The organism is Halosolutus gelatinilyticus (assembly GCF_023028105.1).
Classification (GTDB): Archaea; Halobacteriota; Halobacteria; order Halobacteriales; family Natrialbaceae; genus Halosolutus; species Halosolutus gelatinilyticus.
This window is the reverse complement of record NZ_CP095491.1, coordinates 791,119-807,640: the sequence shown is the minus strand read 5'-3', so window position 1 is coordinate 807,640 and position 16,522 is coordinate 791,119. Positions and strand designations below refer to the sequence as shown.

Here is a 16,522-nt window from a genome sequence, read left to right as displayed (position 1 = left end):
GTTCGGGTCGATTCGATTTTTCGCGCCTGCAGCGAGACGGTTCCGAGCGCGCGTTCTCTGTCTCGGGATCGAGACACCACGAACGTCGTGATGACGGTGGGCCGGGTTCAATCCCCCACCAGCGTGCGTTTCGTTTCCGACACAGATCGCACGTCGATCGCACCCGGTGGCTATCGCTCCCGACCGATCGTATGGAACTCCTCGTTCGGGCGCATGTCCGCGAACATCGCCAGTCGGTTGCTCAGGTTGTAGAAGGCCGCCACGGCCGCAATGTCCCAGATCGCCTCCTCGCCGAAGCCGGCCTCGCGGAGCGCCTCCAGATCGCTTCCCTCCACTTTGGCCGGCTGCTCGGTGAGTTTCACGGCGACGTCGAGCATCGTCCGGTGGGCGTCGTTGATGTCTGCGGTCCGATAATCCGCCACGAGTTGATCGGCGAGCAGCGGATCGTCCGCGTAGATGCGGACGAGCGCGCCGTGGGCGACGTTGCAGTAGTAGCAGTGGTTGACGCCCGACACCGCGACGACGATCATCTCGATCTCCTCGCGCTCCAGAGCGGCGTCCTCGACCAGCGCGTCGTGGAACTCGAAGAACGCGCGGAAGTGCGAGGGTTTGTACGCCATCGCAGAGAACACGTTCGGCGTGAATCCGGCCCGATCGGTCTCCTCGGCGATGCGCTCCCGGAGGTCGTCGGGGAGGCCCTCCCAGTCGGGCACGGGGAACCGGTGCATAGCGTCGTCGGCGAGTTCGGGTTCCGGTGCGGGCTCCGCGTCCATCTCGTCCGTCTCAGACATGGCTCCCAGTTCGCGAGCGATCGCCATAAGTCGGGGTGTGGGCGTTCGGTTTCGACGGGGCGTCCGAAAACCCGTCGGGGCTACTCCCGATCGGCGTCGGGGAACGTGACGGCGCCGTCGAGACGGGTGTCGGGATGGCCGAGCAGGTAGTCGACGTGCCAGTGTCGAGTCCCGCTCTCTCCGGGCGAGTTCGCGGTGTCTGTCGACGCGGGCGAAACCGCCGGGACCGAACGCGCTGCCGACGTAGGCGTAGGTTCCCGCCCGGAACTCCTGGGCTCTGAGCGCGCCGACCGTCACCTCGATCGATCGCTGTACGTCGATCAGAGGGACGTACGTTCCGCCATAGCGGAGCGTATTCCGGCGCCGAAAAATGACTCCGATTTCGACGACGCCGATCTCGATCGGGCCGCTCTAGCGACGGAGCGTCGGTCGGGAGCCGACGGTTAGTAGTGGTCGTGCCGCGTCTCGTCGTCCTGCTCGTTGTCGTGAACGTGTCGACGGTTACTCATGTCGTGATCGGAGCCCTGTCGTCGTCGACTTCGTTCCTGCTGTCGCCGTTCGTCCGATCGCTGTTCCCGCTGGTGGTGTTCGTCCGATCGGTGTTCCTGCCGGTGCCGCTCGCCCGATCGCCGCTCCGAGTCCTCGGTCCAGGATCCCGACTCGTCGCGCGGGAGGTTCTGCCGGTACTGGAGGCCGCCGCCCGACTGGTAGCCGCCGCCCTGCTGTCGGCGCGAATCGTCGCTGCGGGTGTACTCCGGCCCGCCGCGGAACTCTTCCTGTCCGTACTCGCGATCGCCGCGGTCGGACTGTCGCGGGCCGCCTCGGTCGTACCCCTGTCGTCCATATTCTTGCTGGCCGCGGCCACCCTGTCGCTGCTGCTGGCCGCCCGGTTGCTGTCCCGGCCGGTGCTCGGGGGTCTCCCCTTCGTGCCAGCGCTGTCGCGCGCCCATCTCTTCTCGATCGGCGCTGCCGCCGCGGCCCTGCTGGCCGCGGTTCCGCTGCTGATTCTCCCGGCTTCGGTCTCGACCCTGCTGCTGGTATTCGCGTTGCTCCCGCTCTCGGTAGCCTCCCTGCTGTCCTTGCTGGTCGCGGGGTTCCTGCCAGCCCTGCCGATCGCCCTGGTGACCGCGCTGGCGACCCTGATCGTGCTGTCCCTGCCTGCCCTGCTGCCCTCGTCGCTGGTGGGCGCCACCTTCCTGCTGCCAGCCGCGTTGCTTGAACTCCCGCTGGCCGCGTTGCTGACCGTACTGTTGGCCCTGCTGGCCGTACTGTTGGTCCTGTTGTCCGCGCTGCTCGCGATCTCGGCGACCGTGCTGGCTCATGTGTTCGCGGCCGGCGCGATCGTGCCGTCCCGGCTGCTCGCGACCGCCGCCGCGTTCCTGCCGATCGCCGCCCCGCTGCTGCCGGCTCTGCTGGCCGCGATCGTCGCTCCACTGTCCGCGTTCGTGCCCGCCGCGTCCGCGGCCTTCGGGGCCGCGCTGACCCTGCTGATGTCGGTGTCCCTCTCGTCGTGCCTCGCCGCCGTACTGGAGGTTCGCTTCCTCCCGCGCGTTCGTCCCGAAGCCTTCGCGACCGCCGCGATCGAAGCCCTCGGAACCGCCGGCGCCGTACTGGCCCTCCTGCTGATAGCGGCTTCGCCCCCGCTCGCCGGTTCGCTGGCCGCGTCGGTGCTGGCCTTCCGACCCTCGTTGCTCGCCGCGGGCGCCGGGTTGTCGACCCCGACCGGTCCCGCCCTGCGATCGCTCTCCGCCGTGACCTTCGCGCTCTCGGCCTCGGCCCTCGTACTCGTGCTGCCGTCTTCGTTCGCCGCGTCGTTCTCGATCTCCTTCGCCGCGACTGAACAGACCGTGGAGCCAGCCGCGATCGTCGCCTTCGCGATCGTCGCTGTTTCCGCCGCGGTAGAAGTCACTGTCGCTCGTGAAGTCCATACCCCGATCGCGTTCGCCTCGTCGGTCGTCGTATCGGTCGTTCATGGTGTCTCTCGTGTCTGCGGGATGCGTTTTGCTGGCGGTATCTCGTCGACGGCTGATGGCTGTCGCTGTGGTGCGTTCTGCACGTCGTGATACGGCGAGCGAGCGAATAAAACCGGGGCGTGCTGTCGCTTGCAACGGGTCCACACGGGACCGCGGTCCGCCGTCGATCGATCCGCCGGGTTAGCGCCGCTCCGCGGATCGTGGCGGCTCGTGGCTCGGTCCGGAGCCGGTGTCGTAGGCCCGTTTCGCGTCGGACGCGGAGCCGAACGCGAAGAGCCCGCGAGTCGGTTCGTACTCGTAGGAGATCCACTGCGGGAGGAACTGGGCGCCGGTCAGTTTGCGAACGGACAGCTGCTTGAGCCGCGTCTCGGGGCCGCGTCGATCGGTCAGCCGGAGGTCGACGACGCCGTCGAAGAGGTACTCGTCCTCGGCGAACGCGGGGCCGCCGGCCGTCGTCGCGCCGGCGACGATCGGGACGTACCGCGCCCTACAGACCGTCGCGCGCACGTCGCTGACGAAGTTGTGAACGGGTTGCGTCTGGAGGACCCGTCGGAGTTCGTCGAGCGAGTCGATCGTCACCAGGCCGGTTTCAGTCATCTCGAGGTCGTCGAGTGCGTCGTGGAGCGCCGTCGCCGCGGCGCGACCGTCGCTCGGCTCCTCGACCTCGACGATCGCGTCGCCGGCCGCCTCGCCGACGAACTCCTGCCAGCGGTTGCGGGTTTCGAGGAATCGCTCGCGGTCCGCCAGGCGGTGGGTGAAGCAGTCGACGATCCGCAGTCGATCGTCCTCGAGCGCCGGCAGGACGTTCCAGCCGTTCTCGAAGAAGCGCTCGAGCGTCGCCGACGGCGGATCGCCGTAGGAGACGACGACGGCCGGCTCGCCGCGCTCCAGGGCCCGCCAGACGAACTCCGTCAGGAGTTCGTCCCGGCGCGTTCCCTCGTCGCCGGAGACGAGGAGACACGAGTCCGCCGGAACGCCGTTCGGGATGACCGAGTCGAGGGGTTCGACGCCGGTGACGACGCACTTGTAGGCGTCCGGATTCGGCATCGTCGACTCGTCGTCGGCAGCCTCGCGACAGGCTTCCGAGCAGTACTGGCCGTCGTTCCCCTCCCGCGGCTCCTCCGGGATGGGGTAGTGGCAGTGGTCGCACTGGAGGGGATACTCCGGCGGCCGATCGCTCCACTGGGACGCTGTCATGACGAGGCCCTACCACGGTCCCGAAAATAGTTCCCATCCCCGGCTTCGGTGACTGTTCAGCATCGCGATCAGTCGTCGTCGTCGGTCACTTCGACGTCGCGATCGCGTTTATCTCCGGCACCGCGATCACGTACACCGCTTCGGCATCGTTATCGGGGCCAGTGGCGATCACCGAGTATGGACAGCGCACTCGTCATCGGCGGCACGCGTTTCATCGGTCGCCACCTCGTGGCGGATCTGCTCGCCCACGACTACGACGTGACGATCTTCAACCGCGGGACCCGCGAGAACCCGTTCGCCGACGACGATCGGGTCGACCGCGTCGAGGGCGATCGGACATCCGACTCGGCGCTCGAGGCCGCGGCGACGACCGTCGACCCCGACGCCGTCTTCGACTGCGTCGCCTACTATCCGAAGGACGTGCAGGCCGCGACTCGAATCTTTGCGGACTGCGAGGCGTACGTCTTCGTCTCCAGCGGCGCGGCCTACGGTCGCGAGGAGATCCCCAAGCGCGAGGGCGAGACGCCACTCGAATCCTGTACGGCCGAGCAGGCGCGCGACGGATCCGGCGAGACCTACGGCGCCCGAAAAGCGGAGGCCGATCGCGCGGTGTTCGCCGCCGCGGACCGCGGCGTCGAGGCCATGTCCGTCCGCCCCTGCATCGTCTACGGCCCGCACGACTACACCGAGCGACTGGACTTCTGGATCGATCGCGTCAACCGCTTCGATCGGATCGTCGTCCCCGGCGACGGCACGAACATCTGGCACCGAGCCTACGTCGAGGACGTCGCCAGCGCGCTTCGGATCGTCGCCGAACGCGGCGAGGCCGGCGAGGCGTACAACGTCGGCGATCGGCGCCTCGTCACGCTCGAAGAGCTGGTCCGTCTGATCGCGGACGCGCTCGATCGGGCGGCGCCACGCGCCACGGAAACCGCGAGCGGCGAGCGAAGCGAGCCGAGAGCGAGCAGCGTCGAGGCCGTCGCCGCCGGCCCCCGCGAACTCGAGGCCGGCGGCATCGAACTCGACGACTACGTCCTCTACCGCGAGTACCCGCACGTCCTTTCGACCGCGAAACTCGCCGCTCTCGGCTGGGAGTCGACGCCCCTGGAGGAAGCCATGACCCGATCGGTCGAGGACCACCTCGAGAGCGATCGGGGCGGTCGGGAGCACGGCCCCGATCGAGAGGCCGAAGAGCGCGTCCTCGGAATCCTGGATACGTTTTGAAGGCCTAACGGATCGGAGGGATCAGGTACTACCCGGAATTCTTGCAGGACTACACACACCACGAAAGCCCCACCCGCGGTGGCTTGCCCAGTCAGCCGGGACAGGTGGGGCTTTCGTGGTGTGTGTAATGATCCTGGTACGAGCAGACCCACAGTATGCGATCGAGACCGAGACCCACTGACTTAACGTGACGCTACCCGAACCCACGGGTATGACACGACCAGAACGCGTCGCTGACCCGCGCGCTCACACGGGCGAAGGGCCGCTGTGGCACCCCGACGAGAGCGTACTGTACTGGGTGGATATCCCGGCGGGACGACTCTACCGGTATGATCCGGAAACCGACGAGGCCGAACTCGCCTACGAGACCGACGGCGCACCGATCGGCGGCTTCACGATCGAAGCTGACGGCGCGTTGCTCCTGTTCACGCTCGGAACGGTTTGTCGGTGGGAACCGGGCGCCGACGCCGCGGAGCCGATCGTCGAGGTCGACGCCGACACGCGGTTCAACGACGTGATCGCCGATCCCGAGGGCCGGGTCTTCTGCGGCACGATGCCCGGCGAGGACGCGCTCGGCGACCTCTACCGACTCGATACCGACGGGACGGCGACGATCGTCGTCGAGGACCTCGACATTCCGAACGGGATGGGCTTCTCGCGGGATCGGGAGACGTTCTACGTCACCGAGTCCGAGGCACACCGGATCTACGCGTTCGACTACGATCGCGAGACCGGCGCGATCACGAACGAACGAACCGTCGTCGAGACGCCCGAGGGCGACGGCGTCCCCGACGGCCTGACCGTCGACGCCGACGGCCGCGTCTGGTCGGCCCGCTGGAACGGCGGTCGGGTCGTCCGCTACGCCGCCGACGGGACGGAACGCGACGCGATCGACCTCCCAGCGCGAAAGGTCTCCTCGGTTACCTTCGGCGGCCCCGACTACGACGATCTGTACTTGACGACCGCGCTCAGCGACGGCGATCGATCGGACGAGGGCGACGGCGCGGGCGCCCTGTTTCGGATCTCGGACCCGGGCGCGACCGGCGTTCCGGAGTTCCGATCGCGGATCGCCGTCGATCGGTAGCCCGTCGGACCGGCACGTATCGCGTCGCGGCCCGGGTGCCGGCGGACCGATCTGATCGTCGGCCCCGGCGTTTCGAGCCGCGATCCGTCGCGGTATCGCCCCTCGAACCTCATCCGTTAAATGGGTACGAACGAAAGTGCTCGTATGTTCGAGAAGTCGACGTGGATTCGCCTGCCGCGAAACGTCGTCGTCGGCCACGGCGTCATCGACGAGGTCGTCAAAGTCGTCGACGACCTCCACCTGCAGGGTCGCCCGCTGTTCGTGACCAGTCCGACCCCGCGCGAAGTCGCGGCCGATCCGATCGCCGCCGACTTCGAAGCGGCCGGCATCGATCCCGCGATCATGGCGATCGAGGAGGCGACGTTCGACGCCGTCGAGCGGGTGATCGAGGCCGCCGAGGCCGAGGAGGTCTCCTACCTGGTCGGCGTCGGCGGCGGGAAGGCGATCGACATCGCGAAGATGGCGAGCGATCACCTCTCGATGGGCTTCCTGTCGGTGCCGACGGCGGCCAGCCACGACGGTATCGTTAGCAACCGGGGCTCGGTTCCGGACGGCGATACGCGCCACAGCGTCGCCGCGGAGCCGCCGCTGGCGGTCGTCGCTGACACCGAGGTCCTGGCCGAGGCGCCGTGGGACCTCACGACCGCGGGCTGTGCGGACATCATCTCCAACTACACCGCGGTGATGGACTGGCGGCTCGCAAAGCGGCTCAAGGACGTCGAGTACTCGGAGTACTCGGCCGCGCTCTCGGAGATGACCGCCGAGATCCTCGTCGACAACGCCGACCTCATCCGCCCCGGGCTGGAGGAGTCGGCCTGGGTCGTCACCAAGGCGCTCGTCTCCTCGGGCGTCGCGATGAGCATCGCTGGCTCCTCGCGACCGGCGAGCGGGGCCGAACACCTCTTCTCCCACCAGCTCGATCGACTGGCGCCCGGCGCGGCCTTACACGGTCACCAGGTCGGCGTCGGCTCGATCATGACCGCCTACCTCCACGGCGGCGATCGCGGCTTCTGGCGAAACATCCGGGACGCCCTCTCGAGCATCGACGCCCCCACCACGGCGACCGAACTCGGGATCGACGACGAGACCGTCATCGAGGCGCTGACGACCTGTCACGCGATCCGCGATCGGTACACGATCCTCGGCGACGGGATGAACGAGCGGGCCGCACGCGAAGTGGCGACGAAAACGGGCGTGATCTGACGACGACGACGAATCGGATAGCGGAACCGGAGGGCGCTCAGCCGAGATCGGCTCGGCCGAATCGCCACAGCCCGAAGGCAACCGGAACGACGAGCCAGGCGAACAACACGACGAGGGCCGCCTCGGGCTCGAGGTAGAACGGGACGTCCTCGGTCCCTCGGAACGTTATTACGTCGTCCGGAATGACGAGCGGCATGGCCTCCTCGAAGGCGACCGTCGGACTGAGTCGTCGAACGAACTCGAACAGGTTCTCCGAGATTCCCAACCCGAGCCGGTCGTTCAGCACGTATCCGAACGCGTCGACGATCGAGAGGCCGGGGAATATCATCAACAGGTTTCCGACGAAATAGAACCCGATCGCCCCGCCCATCGCACGCGAGCGGGATTTCGTCGCCGCGGAGATGCCGATCGCGATCGCGACGTACCCCAGCGTAAAGAGCAGGGTCAAGGCGACGATGGGCGCGAAAACGGCAGCTTCGAGCGACGGATACCAGAGGACCGTCAGCACCGCACCGACGCCGAACGCGAGGAGAACCGCCGCGGTGACGACGGCTCCGCGAGAGAGGTACTTCCCGAGGACGACGTCGCGTCGCGTGTTCGGGAGCGAGAGCAGGTACTTGATGCTTCCCGATTCCCGCTCGCCGGCGATCGCGAGGTACGCCGTGACGAGCGCGATGAGCGGGATGAACAGCGACCCGATGCCCGAGAGCGACACGAGCTGGTAGATGACGTTCGGTTCCGACCCGATCTGTCCGAGATAGAAGAACAACAGCGCAAACAGCGTGTACAGCCCCCCGACGAACCAGACGATCTTCGCCCGACGGACGTCGAGGATGTCCTTCTTGGCTACGGAGCGGATGCTCATGTCGACACCTCCGCCTCGACCGCGGCGAGATCCGCGTCGTCGTCGACCTGACTCGGCCGTTCGCCGTTCGTGTACGTGTTGAACAGTTGCTCGAGCGACGTGTCCTCGGAGACGATATCGACGACGGTCGCCGCGTCTCCGACCCGCGTCACGACGTCGTACTTTACGGGCGTTGTGGCGCAGGAGGCCGTGATCGTCGATCCGTCGGCGGTTACCGAACGGACGCCTTCGAGTGCCTCGAGGTCAGCGATCAACGCATCGGAGACGGTCTCGACGGTCAGTGAGATCGACGCGTCGAGATCGAGATTCTCGCGCAGTGCGTCGAGGGTCCCCGTCGCGGCGAGTCGCCCCTCGTTCATGATTCCGACGCGGTCGCAGACCGCCTCGACTTCACCGAGGATGTGACTCGAGAAGAACACCGTCGTGCCGCGGTCGGCCTCGGCGCCGATGATTTCGCGCATCTCCTGCATTCCCGTGGGGTCGAGCCCCGACGACGGCTCGTCCAGAATCAGCAGGTCGGGATCGCCGACCAGCGCCATCGCGAACCCGAGGCGCTGTTGCATCCCCTTCGAGTAGCCGCCCGCCGATCGCTCCGCGGCCTGGGGCTCGAGGCCGACCCGATCGAGGAGATCGGCGGGATCGTCGCCGGTTCCCTTGGTGTCGATGACCCACTCGAGGTGTTCGCGACCGGTGAGTCGGTCGTACAGGGTCGCGCCTTCGGGGAGGACGCCGATGCGCTCGCGGATCGCTTCGGGTTCGTTCTGGGCGTCGTATCCGAGCACCGTCGCGCTGCCGGCGGACGGGCGGACGAAATCCAGTAACATGTTGATCGTCGTCGACTTCCCGGCGCCGTTGGGCCCGAGAAAGCCGAAGATCTCTCCGTCTTCGACGGTCAGTTCCAGATCGTCGACGGCGAGGACGTCCTCGCCGTACCGTTTCGTGAGGGCGGTCGTTTCGATAGCGGGCACAGGTAAACCTCTGAGCAGGTACATGTAAATCTTTCTGGATGTGGGGATAACAGTTCCGGACGCCGAGCGATCCGGAGCGGCGACGCCGGCGAGACGGAGCGGGAGTTGATCCGGCGTCTCAGATGTGCTCGTCGAGGAAGTCGGCGATCGCCGAGTAGGCCTCGATGCGGTTCTCGAGCTTCGAGAAGCCGTGGCCCTCGTCGTCGAAGATCAGCTTGCGGACCGGCACGCCCTGTTCGTCGACCTTCTCGACGATCTGCTCGGCCTCGCCGACGGGGACGCGGGGGTCGTTCGCGCCGTGGAGGACGAACAGCGGCGCCTCGATCCGCTCGACGTTGTTGATCGGCGAGATCGATTCGAGGAACTCCCGATCGTCTTCGAGGCTCCCGTACTCGGCTTCCCGGAGTTCGCGGCGCCAGTCGCCCGTGTTCTCGAGGAACGTGACGAAGTTGGCGATGCCGACGACGTCGATCCCGGCGGCCCACAGATCGGGGTACTCGGTGAGCGCCGAGAGGACCATGAACCCGCCGTAGGAGCCGCCCTTCGCGGCGATGCGATTTGGATCGATCGCCGGGTGCTCGCGCAGCCACTCGACGCAAGCCTCGATATCCGCGACCGAATCCATCCGCTTCTCGACGTCGTCGAGGGCCGCGTAGTCGGCGCCGTACCCCGACGATCCCCGGACGTTCGGCTCGAAGTAGGCGTAGCCCCGATCGAGGAAGTACTGCTTGACGCTGGAGAACGAGGGTCGGCGCTGGCCCTCGGGGCCACCGTGGATGTCGACGATCACCGGTGCGCCGTCCTCGTCGGCGTCGCCGCTCGCGGACTCTTCCGGTAGCGTCAGGAAGCCGGGCACGTCGAGTCCAGCGTGGGACTCCGACGGAGTCCCACGAGCGGACGGGCTTCGCCCGTCAACGCCGAAGCTCTCGACGTGGACGAGTTCGGATTCGTCGAACGACTCCCGCGGAATGCCCGCGGTTGGGGCGCTCGTCCAGCGTTCGGCGTCGCCGGTCTCGACGTCGACGACGAAGACGTTCGTGTTGACGGCGTCGCCCGAGGTGGACAGCGCGAACCGATCGGCGCCGGAGGCGAAACTCACGCCGCCGGCGATGCCGCCGGGCAGGTCCGGTTCGGGGAACGTCTCGAACGCGGTCGGATCGTCGGAATCGAACTCGCCGACGGTCAACTCGGTGTAGCCCTCGACGTTGCGCGAGTAGACGAACCGGCCGGTCTCGTCGTCCAGGGCGATGCCGTCGACGTTCCATCCGTCTCCCTCGACGACCGTCTCCAGGTCTCGAGTTTCGAGGTCGAGGTAGGCCAGATAGAGGGTGTCGGCGTCGCCCTCGTCGGTTACGAGATAGACGCCCTCGCCGTCGGGCGCCCAGCTCGCCCGCGTGTACCGGACGTCGCCCTCGTGGGGCGTGAGGTGATCGAGCTCCGTCGTCTCCAGGTCGAGCACGTAGAGATCCTGATCGAAGTTGGAGTACGCCTGCGAGACGAGCAGGCGGGTGTCGTCGGGGCTCCACCCGGCGAGCGAGAGCCAGCCGTCGCCGTCGTACACGAGCTGCGCCTCGTCGCCCCGCTCGTCCCGCCCCTGGACGTACACGTCGAAGACGGCCTCGTCCCGACGGTTGGACGCGAACGCGACCTGATCGCCGTCGTGGCTCCAGCCGCCCCACCGGTGTTTGGCCTCGGGCATCGCCGTCAGGTTCGTAATCTCGCCGGTTTCCGCGTCGAGTCGGAACAGCTGGGCGCGCTCGTTGCCGCCCTCGTCCATCCCGAAGATCAACTCGGGACGTTCCGGCGACCAGGAGGCGAACAGCACCCGCTCGTCGTAGAACGTCCGCTGTTCGGGCCACTCGCGGGGTTCAGTGATCGTCCAGACCTGAGACGTCCCGGTCGTGTCCATCAGGAACGAGAGCCGATCGCCGGCGGGCCCGAAGGACGCGCCGTAGGCGCTTCGAATGTTGAGATACCGTTCGATCTCGTAGCTGCCCATGGCGAAGGCGTACGGACCGAACCCCGTAGTCGTTTGCGTTCCCGCCGCGGCCTTCGGTTCGTGTCCGTCGAGGCGTCACACCCGCTCGGTTCGCGGGCCTGACGATCAGCGGCGTCGTCCGCTCGCGATCGGCCGTCCCGTCGCCACGGTTCGCCGACCGCGGAGCCGTCGAAACGATCGAGATCCGGGTCGCCGCTGCGCGGTCGATCGCCGTGCGAATTCGACGCCGGCTTGGTCGCGTTCGCACCGCTCCTAACGCGCGATTATCGTCCGTCTGGTCTCAATAACAAAGCACGGGTGAGCCGTGGTCCCCTACGGTTTCCGATGGGTGATAGAGCGCGATCCGACGCGAGAGGGGGTACCGGAGCGGACCACCGAGCGAAACTGGGGGGGCTGTTGCTCCTGGCCGCGGCGATCGCCGCCGGACTGGTACTCGGCGGCGCGAGCGTCGTCGGAACGACGGGCCCCGCCGAGGAGACGGGCGACGACGCGAACGCGGTGGCGATCGCCGGCGAGTGCGTCGCCGGCGACGGGGTCCTTACGATCGAGAACCCGACGGAGGCGGCCGCGACCGTCGCGATGAACTGGTCGGTCGAGCAGTCCGCGATCGAAGTGCGACTCGAGAGCGAGAACGCGACCCAGACGATACGCGTGGGCGGCGCGACCGCCGAACAGTCGGTCTCGATCGGCAGCGACGACCGAACCGTCGCGGTCGAGTTCGAACCCGGCCTGCTGAACGTCACGATTCCGGCCGAGGAGGAGCTCACGATCCGTGGACTCGCGGACGGCACCTACGAGGTCTCGTCCGCCGACGAGGGATCGGCGCCGGTCGAGCCTGATACCGTGACCGTCGACTGCGAGTCGTCGGGCACGGTGAACACGACCGGGACTGAGGAATCGAGCGCGGAATAAATTGAGTGCAGCGTAGGCGCCGGTCGCCTGGACTCGATCGCTCCGGGGCCGCCCGCCCGCGATCGGTCGAGTCGTCTCGAGTCGCGCTCCCGATTCGGTTTCGCGGCTTCAACGTCGAGTTGTCTACACGAAAGAAGTGACTTTTTATCCTCCCACTGCGTGGGCCCGCCTAATGCGTATCGCGTTCGTCTCGTACGAAACGGTCTTCCACCGGGATACCGAGACGAACCGACGACTGCAATCGATCCTCGAGTTCCTCGCGGACCGCGGCCACGACGTTCACTGCTTCTGTACGCAGTTCTGGGACGGCCACCTCGATCGACTCGAGCGGGACGGGATCACCTACCGCGGCGTCTCGGTCGGCCCCGAGGCGCGTCACTCGTTTCACCTGCGGCTCCCGTTCGTCCTCGCGACCGCCCGGCCGGATATCGTTCACGCGGGCGCCGAACCGCCGACGCAGGTCCTCGCGGCGAGGGCGGGCGCGACGCTCGCCCGGGCGCCGCTCGTCGTCGAGTGGTACGGCGACGGCGGCGTCGACGACGGCCGCTGGACGCGGCTGGCCGCTGGCGGTCCCGACCGGATCGTCACCCCCTCGGAACTCGTCGCGACGTGGGTTCGGGAGCGGGGGGCCGACGGGGCGGTCGTCGACACCGTCCCGAACCCGATCGACGTCGATCGGATTCGGGATGTTCCCCCGGGTAACGCCGTGGACGTGATCTACGCCAGACGGCTCGACGACGGGGCGAACCTCGAGAGCCTGTTGCTGGGGCTCGCGGAACTTCGCGATCGGAACTGGTCGGCGACCGTCGTCGGCGACGGGCCCGAGCGGGCGGCCTACGAGCAACTCGCGACCGATCTCCGAATCGACGATCGACTCTCGTTCGCCGGCGAACTGTCGCTCGAGGAGCGGATCGCCGCCTACCGCGGGGCGCACGTCTTCGCCCAGACGGCCGAACACTGCGTCTTCCCGACGGAGATGCTGTGGGCGCTCGCGTCGGGGTGCGTCGGGGTCGTCGAGTACCACACCGACTCCAGCGCACACGAACTCGTCGAGGGGTGGGATCGGGGCTTCAGAACGACGAGCGAAGAGGAACTCGCCGAGGCCATTCTCGCGGCGGGCGACCTCGAACACCGGGAGTACGACGAGACCTTCGCCGAGTACGACGAGGGCGCCGTTACCGATCGATACCTGGAGCGCTATCGACGGTTGCGGGACGATCAGGGGCTGTGGTAGCGGCCGGCTTCCGTACCGCCCGCGGGAGGTGGGTCCCGGACGCGGGAGTCGGCGACGGAGACCGTCTCAGAGATCGAACTTCGAAGCCGCCGTCTCCATGTCCTTGTCGCCCCGTCCGGAGAGGTTCACCAGGATCGCGTCGTGCTCCCCGTCCTCGGCCAGCCGGATCGCGCGGGCGACGGCGTGACTCGACTCCAGCGCCGGGACGATCCCCTCCGTTTCGCTCAGTTCGCGGAACGCGGCGAGGGCCTCCTCGTCGGTGACGCCGGTGTACTCGCAGCGGCCGATCGCGCGGAACATGGCGTGCTCGGGGCCGACGCCGGGGTAGTCAAGCCCCGCGGAGACCGAGTGCACCTCGACGTCGTCGTCGATCACGCGCGTCTTCATCCCGTGGATCACGTCGTCTTTGCCCTTCGACAGCGGCGCGGCGTGCTTGGTTGAACCCGCGCCCTTGCCGCCGCCCTCGGCCCCGTAGAAGTCGACCGGGTCGTCGCGGAAGGCGTGGAAGAGGCCGATCGCGTTCGAGCCGCCGCCGACGCAGGCGACGGCCGCGTCGGGCAGACCGCCCGTTCGCTCCCGGAACTGCTCGCGTGCCTCCTCGCCGATGACGCTCTGGAAGTCCCGAACCATCCGCGGGAACGGGTCCGGCCCGACGACGCTGCCGACGAGGTAGTGGGTGTTCTCGACGTTCCGGGCGAAGTCCTCGAGCGCGGCGTCAACGGCGTCGGCCAGCCCTTCGTTCCCGCGGGTGACCTCGTTTACCTCGGCGCCCATCAGCCGCATCCGGAAGACGTTCATCGCCTGGCGCTCGGCGTCTTTCTTCCCCATGTAGATCTCGGTGTCGAGCCCGAGCAGCGCGCCGACCATCGCCGTCGCGGTGCCGTGTTGGCCGGCTCCGGTCTCCGCGATCAGCCGATCGCGCCCGGCGCGTTTCGCCAGCAGCGCCTGGCCGAGACAGTTGTTGAGCTTGTGCGCGCCGCCGTGGAGTAGATCCTCCCGCTTGAGGTAGATGTCGGCTCCGTACCGATCGCTGAGGTTGCTCGCGCGGTACAGCGGCGTCGGTCGACCCGCGAATTCGGCCAGTAGATCGCGGAACTCGGTCTGGAACTCGTCGGTCGTCGCCACCTCGTCGTAGGCGGTCGCGAGCTGCTCGAGCGGCTCTCGAAGCGGTTCCGGAACGTGTCGACCCCCGTATCCGTCGAAGTCTCCCTCGGACATACCGGCAGGTTTTGCTCGCACCGTCTTAGCTCCTGCGCGTATCGGCGTTGCGCCGTTTCGCACCGTTTCCAACCGCCAACAAACCTGTGAACGCGGCGAAAACCCGCCGTTGCGCAGGAGCGTCGCTCCCGCGATGCTCGAGAACTGCGCTCGATTCCAGGGTCTCGATCGAGCGCCGGCGGCTGCTTTCGTGGCGGTTACGAAGGTTTCGTCACCTGGTAACCGAACCCTAATCGCATTCTTCGCGGTTCGCCGGCCCCAGCCTTATCCGTCCGATCGCCGTCGAACGGCACGACCGTTCGATGCAGCGACGCGTTCCAGCGCGAACCGATCGACCCGGACCGACGGCGACCTCGCCGACGCGGAATCCGGGTCGACAGGCCGCCCGTCCGAGGAATAGCCGATGAGGGTCTTCAGGCTGCTCGGCGCCGATCGATCGACCCCGCCCGGCCTCGCGAACTTCGACTCGACGACCGTCTTCGTCCGCGCCGCCGCCAGCTACCTCCGCGGCGAGTCGTTTCCGGCGCTCGGCATGCTCGATCCGAGACTGGTTCCGATCGCGAAGCGGCTCAACCGTCTCCCCCGAACCGCCAGACAAACGCTATACACCGTCGGCGGCGCGAACGAGGGTATCTCGCCGGAGAACCTCGGCGACATCGACGTCGAACGGTTTCGCCGCTGGGTGGTCGAGCAGTACCCCGATCGCGGCTACCCGGCGGTGATCGTCGGCTCGAGCAACGGCGCGGCGGTCCACCTCGCCGCGCTGCTCGGCGTGCCGTGGCTGCCGCAGACGTTTCTCGTCCCGGTTCGGCGATCGATGGACGCCGACGCGATCCGGGCGGACGTCGAGTGGGGCGCGGCCCGCGCCGATCCCTTGCTCGCGGCCAACCCGGACGTCTCGCTCCACCGGATGCACGACCCCAACCAGGATCGGTTGATGGTCCGGAAACTGGCGTACTTCCGAGTCAAGTCCCGCGCCCTCGGCGATGCATACGAGTCGTTCATCCGCCGGGTGCTGGAACCCGGCGGCACCGTCGTCTCCCTCGAATGCGAGTACGAGTGGCCGGCGATCGACCTCGGGGAGCGCCACAGCTTCCAGCTCGGCGGCCTCGGCGGGCTCTTCCCGGAGGAGTACTACGACGGCTGTCCGGCGATCGCTGACTTCCTCGAGCGACAGGGCGTCGACGGCGGGCGCGAGGGGGTCGTCGCCGACGGCTACGGCGGCTGGGACGCCCCCGTGCCGGACGATCGGATCCCGGAGGCCGAGTGGGGATTCGACCCCGCGCTCCGCGACGACCTCGATCGGGTCGCCGACGAGCGCGGCTACGACGTTCGCCGGCTCCGGTTCGACGATCCGCGGGACCTGAGCCCGTTCGTCGCCGATCGCTATCGGGACCGGTACGCCGATCGGGGGCGGCCGGTCGATCGGCTGCTCGTCCAGTCGTTCGCCCTCGTCGAACCGTGGTGGACGGTCCGTACCGGATCGGTTCCCTACTGGGCCCCGTTCAACACGCGGCCCGACGCCGCGTTCCTCGAGTCGTACCTCGCGGAGAGCGAGCCGTACGACGAGGCCTGGATGACGCTGTTCTCCCACGGGGTCAGATCCGCCGGCCTGGCGTCGATCGACCGCTGGCGGGACGTGCTCGCGATCGCGCGCGACCACCACGGCTTCGTCGGCGCCGACCCGACGGAGTTTCCCTACGACGTCGAAACCCACGTCCGCTACCACGACGACCTCCCCCGGACGATCGCGGCGCGGCACCCGCATCCGCCGCCGCTGTCGTTCGATCGGTTCGACTCGATCGCGAGCGGAGTCGAGGACGAGTACGCGATCGAATGGGAGCGGGGCTGACC

13 protein-coding genes and 1 pseudogene are annotated in these 16,522 nt (G+C 67.9%); 7 read left to right on the top strand and 7 right to left on the bottom strand.

Going from position 1 to position 16,522, the window contains the following annotated elements:
- Positions 1–170: 170 nt before the first annotated feature.
- Both MUH00_RS04085 and MUH00_RS04080 read right to left on the bottom strand, forming a co-directional pair.
- Positions 171–791: a peroxidase-related enzyme gene (locus MUH00_RS04085; RefSeq protein ID WP_247002494.1), complete on the bottom strand. Its 621-nt coding sequence runs from the start codon at positions 789–791 to the stop codon at positions 171–173.
- Between the two features lie 83 nt (positions 792–874).
- Positions 875–1,163: pseudogene (locus tag MUH00_RS04080) on the bottom strand (GIY-YIG nuclease family protein); the annotation flags it as partial.
- Positions 1,164–1,240: 77 nt separating this feature from the next.
- On the opposite strand from MUH00_RS04080, the gene MUH00_RS04075 reads away from it, so the two are divergent.
- Positions 1,241–2,854, top strand: a complete 1,614-nt coding sequence (locus tag MUH00_RS04075) for a hypothetical protein (RefSeq protein ID WP_247002493.1) — start codon at positions 1,241–1,243, stop codon at positions 2,852–2,854.
- A gap of 90 nt (positions 2,855–2,944) precedes the next feature.
- Here the strand turns inward: MUH00_RS04075 and MUH00_RS04070 are convergent, their stop codons facing one another.
- Positions 2,945–3,961: an RAD55 family ATPase gene (locus MUH00_RS04070; protein WP_247002492.1), complete on the bottom strand. Its 1,017-nt coding sequence runs from the start codon at positions 3,959–3,961 to the stop codon at positions 2,945–2,947.
- A gap of 177 nt (positions 3,962–4,138) precedes the next feature.
- Here MUH00_RS04070 and MUH00_RS04065 point away from each other — a divergent pair, with 177 nt between their 5' ends.
- The 3 genes from MUH00_RS04065 to MUH00_RS04055 all read left to right on the top strand — a co-directional run bounded on the left by MUH00_RS04065 (position 4,139) and on the right by MUH00_RS04055 (position 7,472).
- On the top strand, positions 4,139–5,185 hold the full coding sequence (locus tag MUH00_RS04065) for an NAD-dependent epimerase/dehydratase family protein (protein WP_247002491.1): 1,047 nt from the start codon (positions 4,139–4,141) through the stop codon (positions 5,183–5,185).
- A 211-nt stretch (positions 5,186–5,396) separates the two neighbouring features.
- The gene (locus MUH00_RS04060; protein ID WP_247002490.1) at positions 5,397–6,269 is read left to right on the top strand and encodes an SMP-30/gluconolactonase/LRE family protein; all 873 of its coding nucleotides are present in this window, start codon (positions 5,397–5,399) and stop codon (positions 6,267–6,269) included.
- A gap of 144 nt (positions 6,270–6,413) precedes the next feature.
- Positions 6,414–7,472 (top strand): NAD(P)-dependent glycerol-1-phosphate dehydrogenase, encoded by a 1,059-nt coding sequence (locus tag MUH00_RS04055; RefSeq protein ID WP_247002489.1) that lies wholly within the window; start codon positions 6,414–6,416, stop codon positions 7,470–7,472.
- A gap of 37 nt (positions 7,473–7,509) precedes the next feature.
- Here MUH00_RS04055 and MUH00_RS04050 read toward each other — a convergent pair whose 3' ends face one another.
- The 3 genes from MUH00_RS04050 to MUH00_RS04040 all read right to left on the bottom strand — a co-directional run bounded on the left by MUH00_RS04050 (position 7,510) and on the right by MUH00_RS04040 (position 11,304).
- Positions 7,510–8,337: an ABC transporter permease gene (locus tag MUH00_RS04050; RefSeq protein WP_247002488.1), complete on the bottom strand. Its 828-nt coding sequence runs from the start codon at positions 8,335–8,337 to the stop codon at positions 7,510–7,512.
- On the bottom strand, positions 8,334–9,305 hold the full coding sequence (locus tag MUH00_RS04045; RefSeq protein WP_247002487.1) for an ABC transporter ATP-binding protein: 972 nt from the start codon (positions 9,303–9,305) through the stop codon (positions 8,334–8,336). The genes MUH00_RS04050 and MUH00_RS04045 overlap by 4 nt, the downstream gene beginning before the upstream one ends.
- A 118-nt stretch (positions 9,306–9,423) precedes the next feature.
- Entirely contained in the window at positions 9,424–11,304 is a 1,881-nt protein-coding gene (locus tag MUH00_RS04040) for a S9 family peptidase (RefSeq protein WP_247002486.1), read from the bottom strand.
- A 324-nt stretch (positions 11,305–11,628) separates the two neighbouring features.
- Here MUH00_RS04040 and MUH00_RS04035 point away from each other — a divergent pair, with 324 nt between their 5' ends.
- Both MUH00_RS04035 and MUH00_RS04030 read left to right on the top strand, forming a co-directional pair.
- Positions 11,629–12,216 carry a hypothetical protein gene (locus tag MUH00_RS04035; RefSeq protein WP_247002485.1) on the top strand — a complete coding sequence of 196 codons (588 nt, stop codon included), beginning with the start codon at positions 11,629–11,631 and terminating at the stop codon, positions 12,214–12,216.
- Positions 12,217–12,388: 172 nt separating this feature from the next.
- A complete protein-coding gene (locus MUH00_RS04030; protein ID WP_247002484.1) occupies positions 12,389–13,450 on the top strand; it encodes a glycosyltransferase in 1,062 nt (353 codons plus the stop codon).
- 66 nt (positions 13,451–13,516) lie between these two features.
- Here MUH00_RS04030 and trpB read toward each other — a convergent pair whose 3' ends face one another.
- Entirely contained in the window at positions 13,517–14,668 is a 1,152-nt protein-coding gene (gene trpB, locus MUH00_RS04025) for a tryptophan synthase subunit beta (protein ID WP_247002483.1), read from the bottom strand.
- Between the two features lie 403 nt (positions 14,669–15,071).
- Here trpB and MUH00_RS04020 point away from each other — a divergent pair, with 403 nt between their 5' ends.
- Positions 15,072–16,520 carry a hypothetical protein gene (locus MUH00_RS04020; protein WP_247002482.1) on the top strand — a complete coding sequence of 483 codons (1,449 nt, stop codon included), beginning with the start codon at positions 15,072–15,074 and terminating at the stop codon, positions 16,518–16,520.
- Positions 16,521–16,522 lie beyond the last annotated feature (2 nt).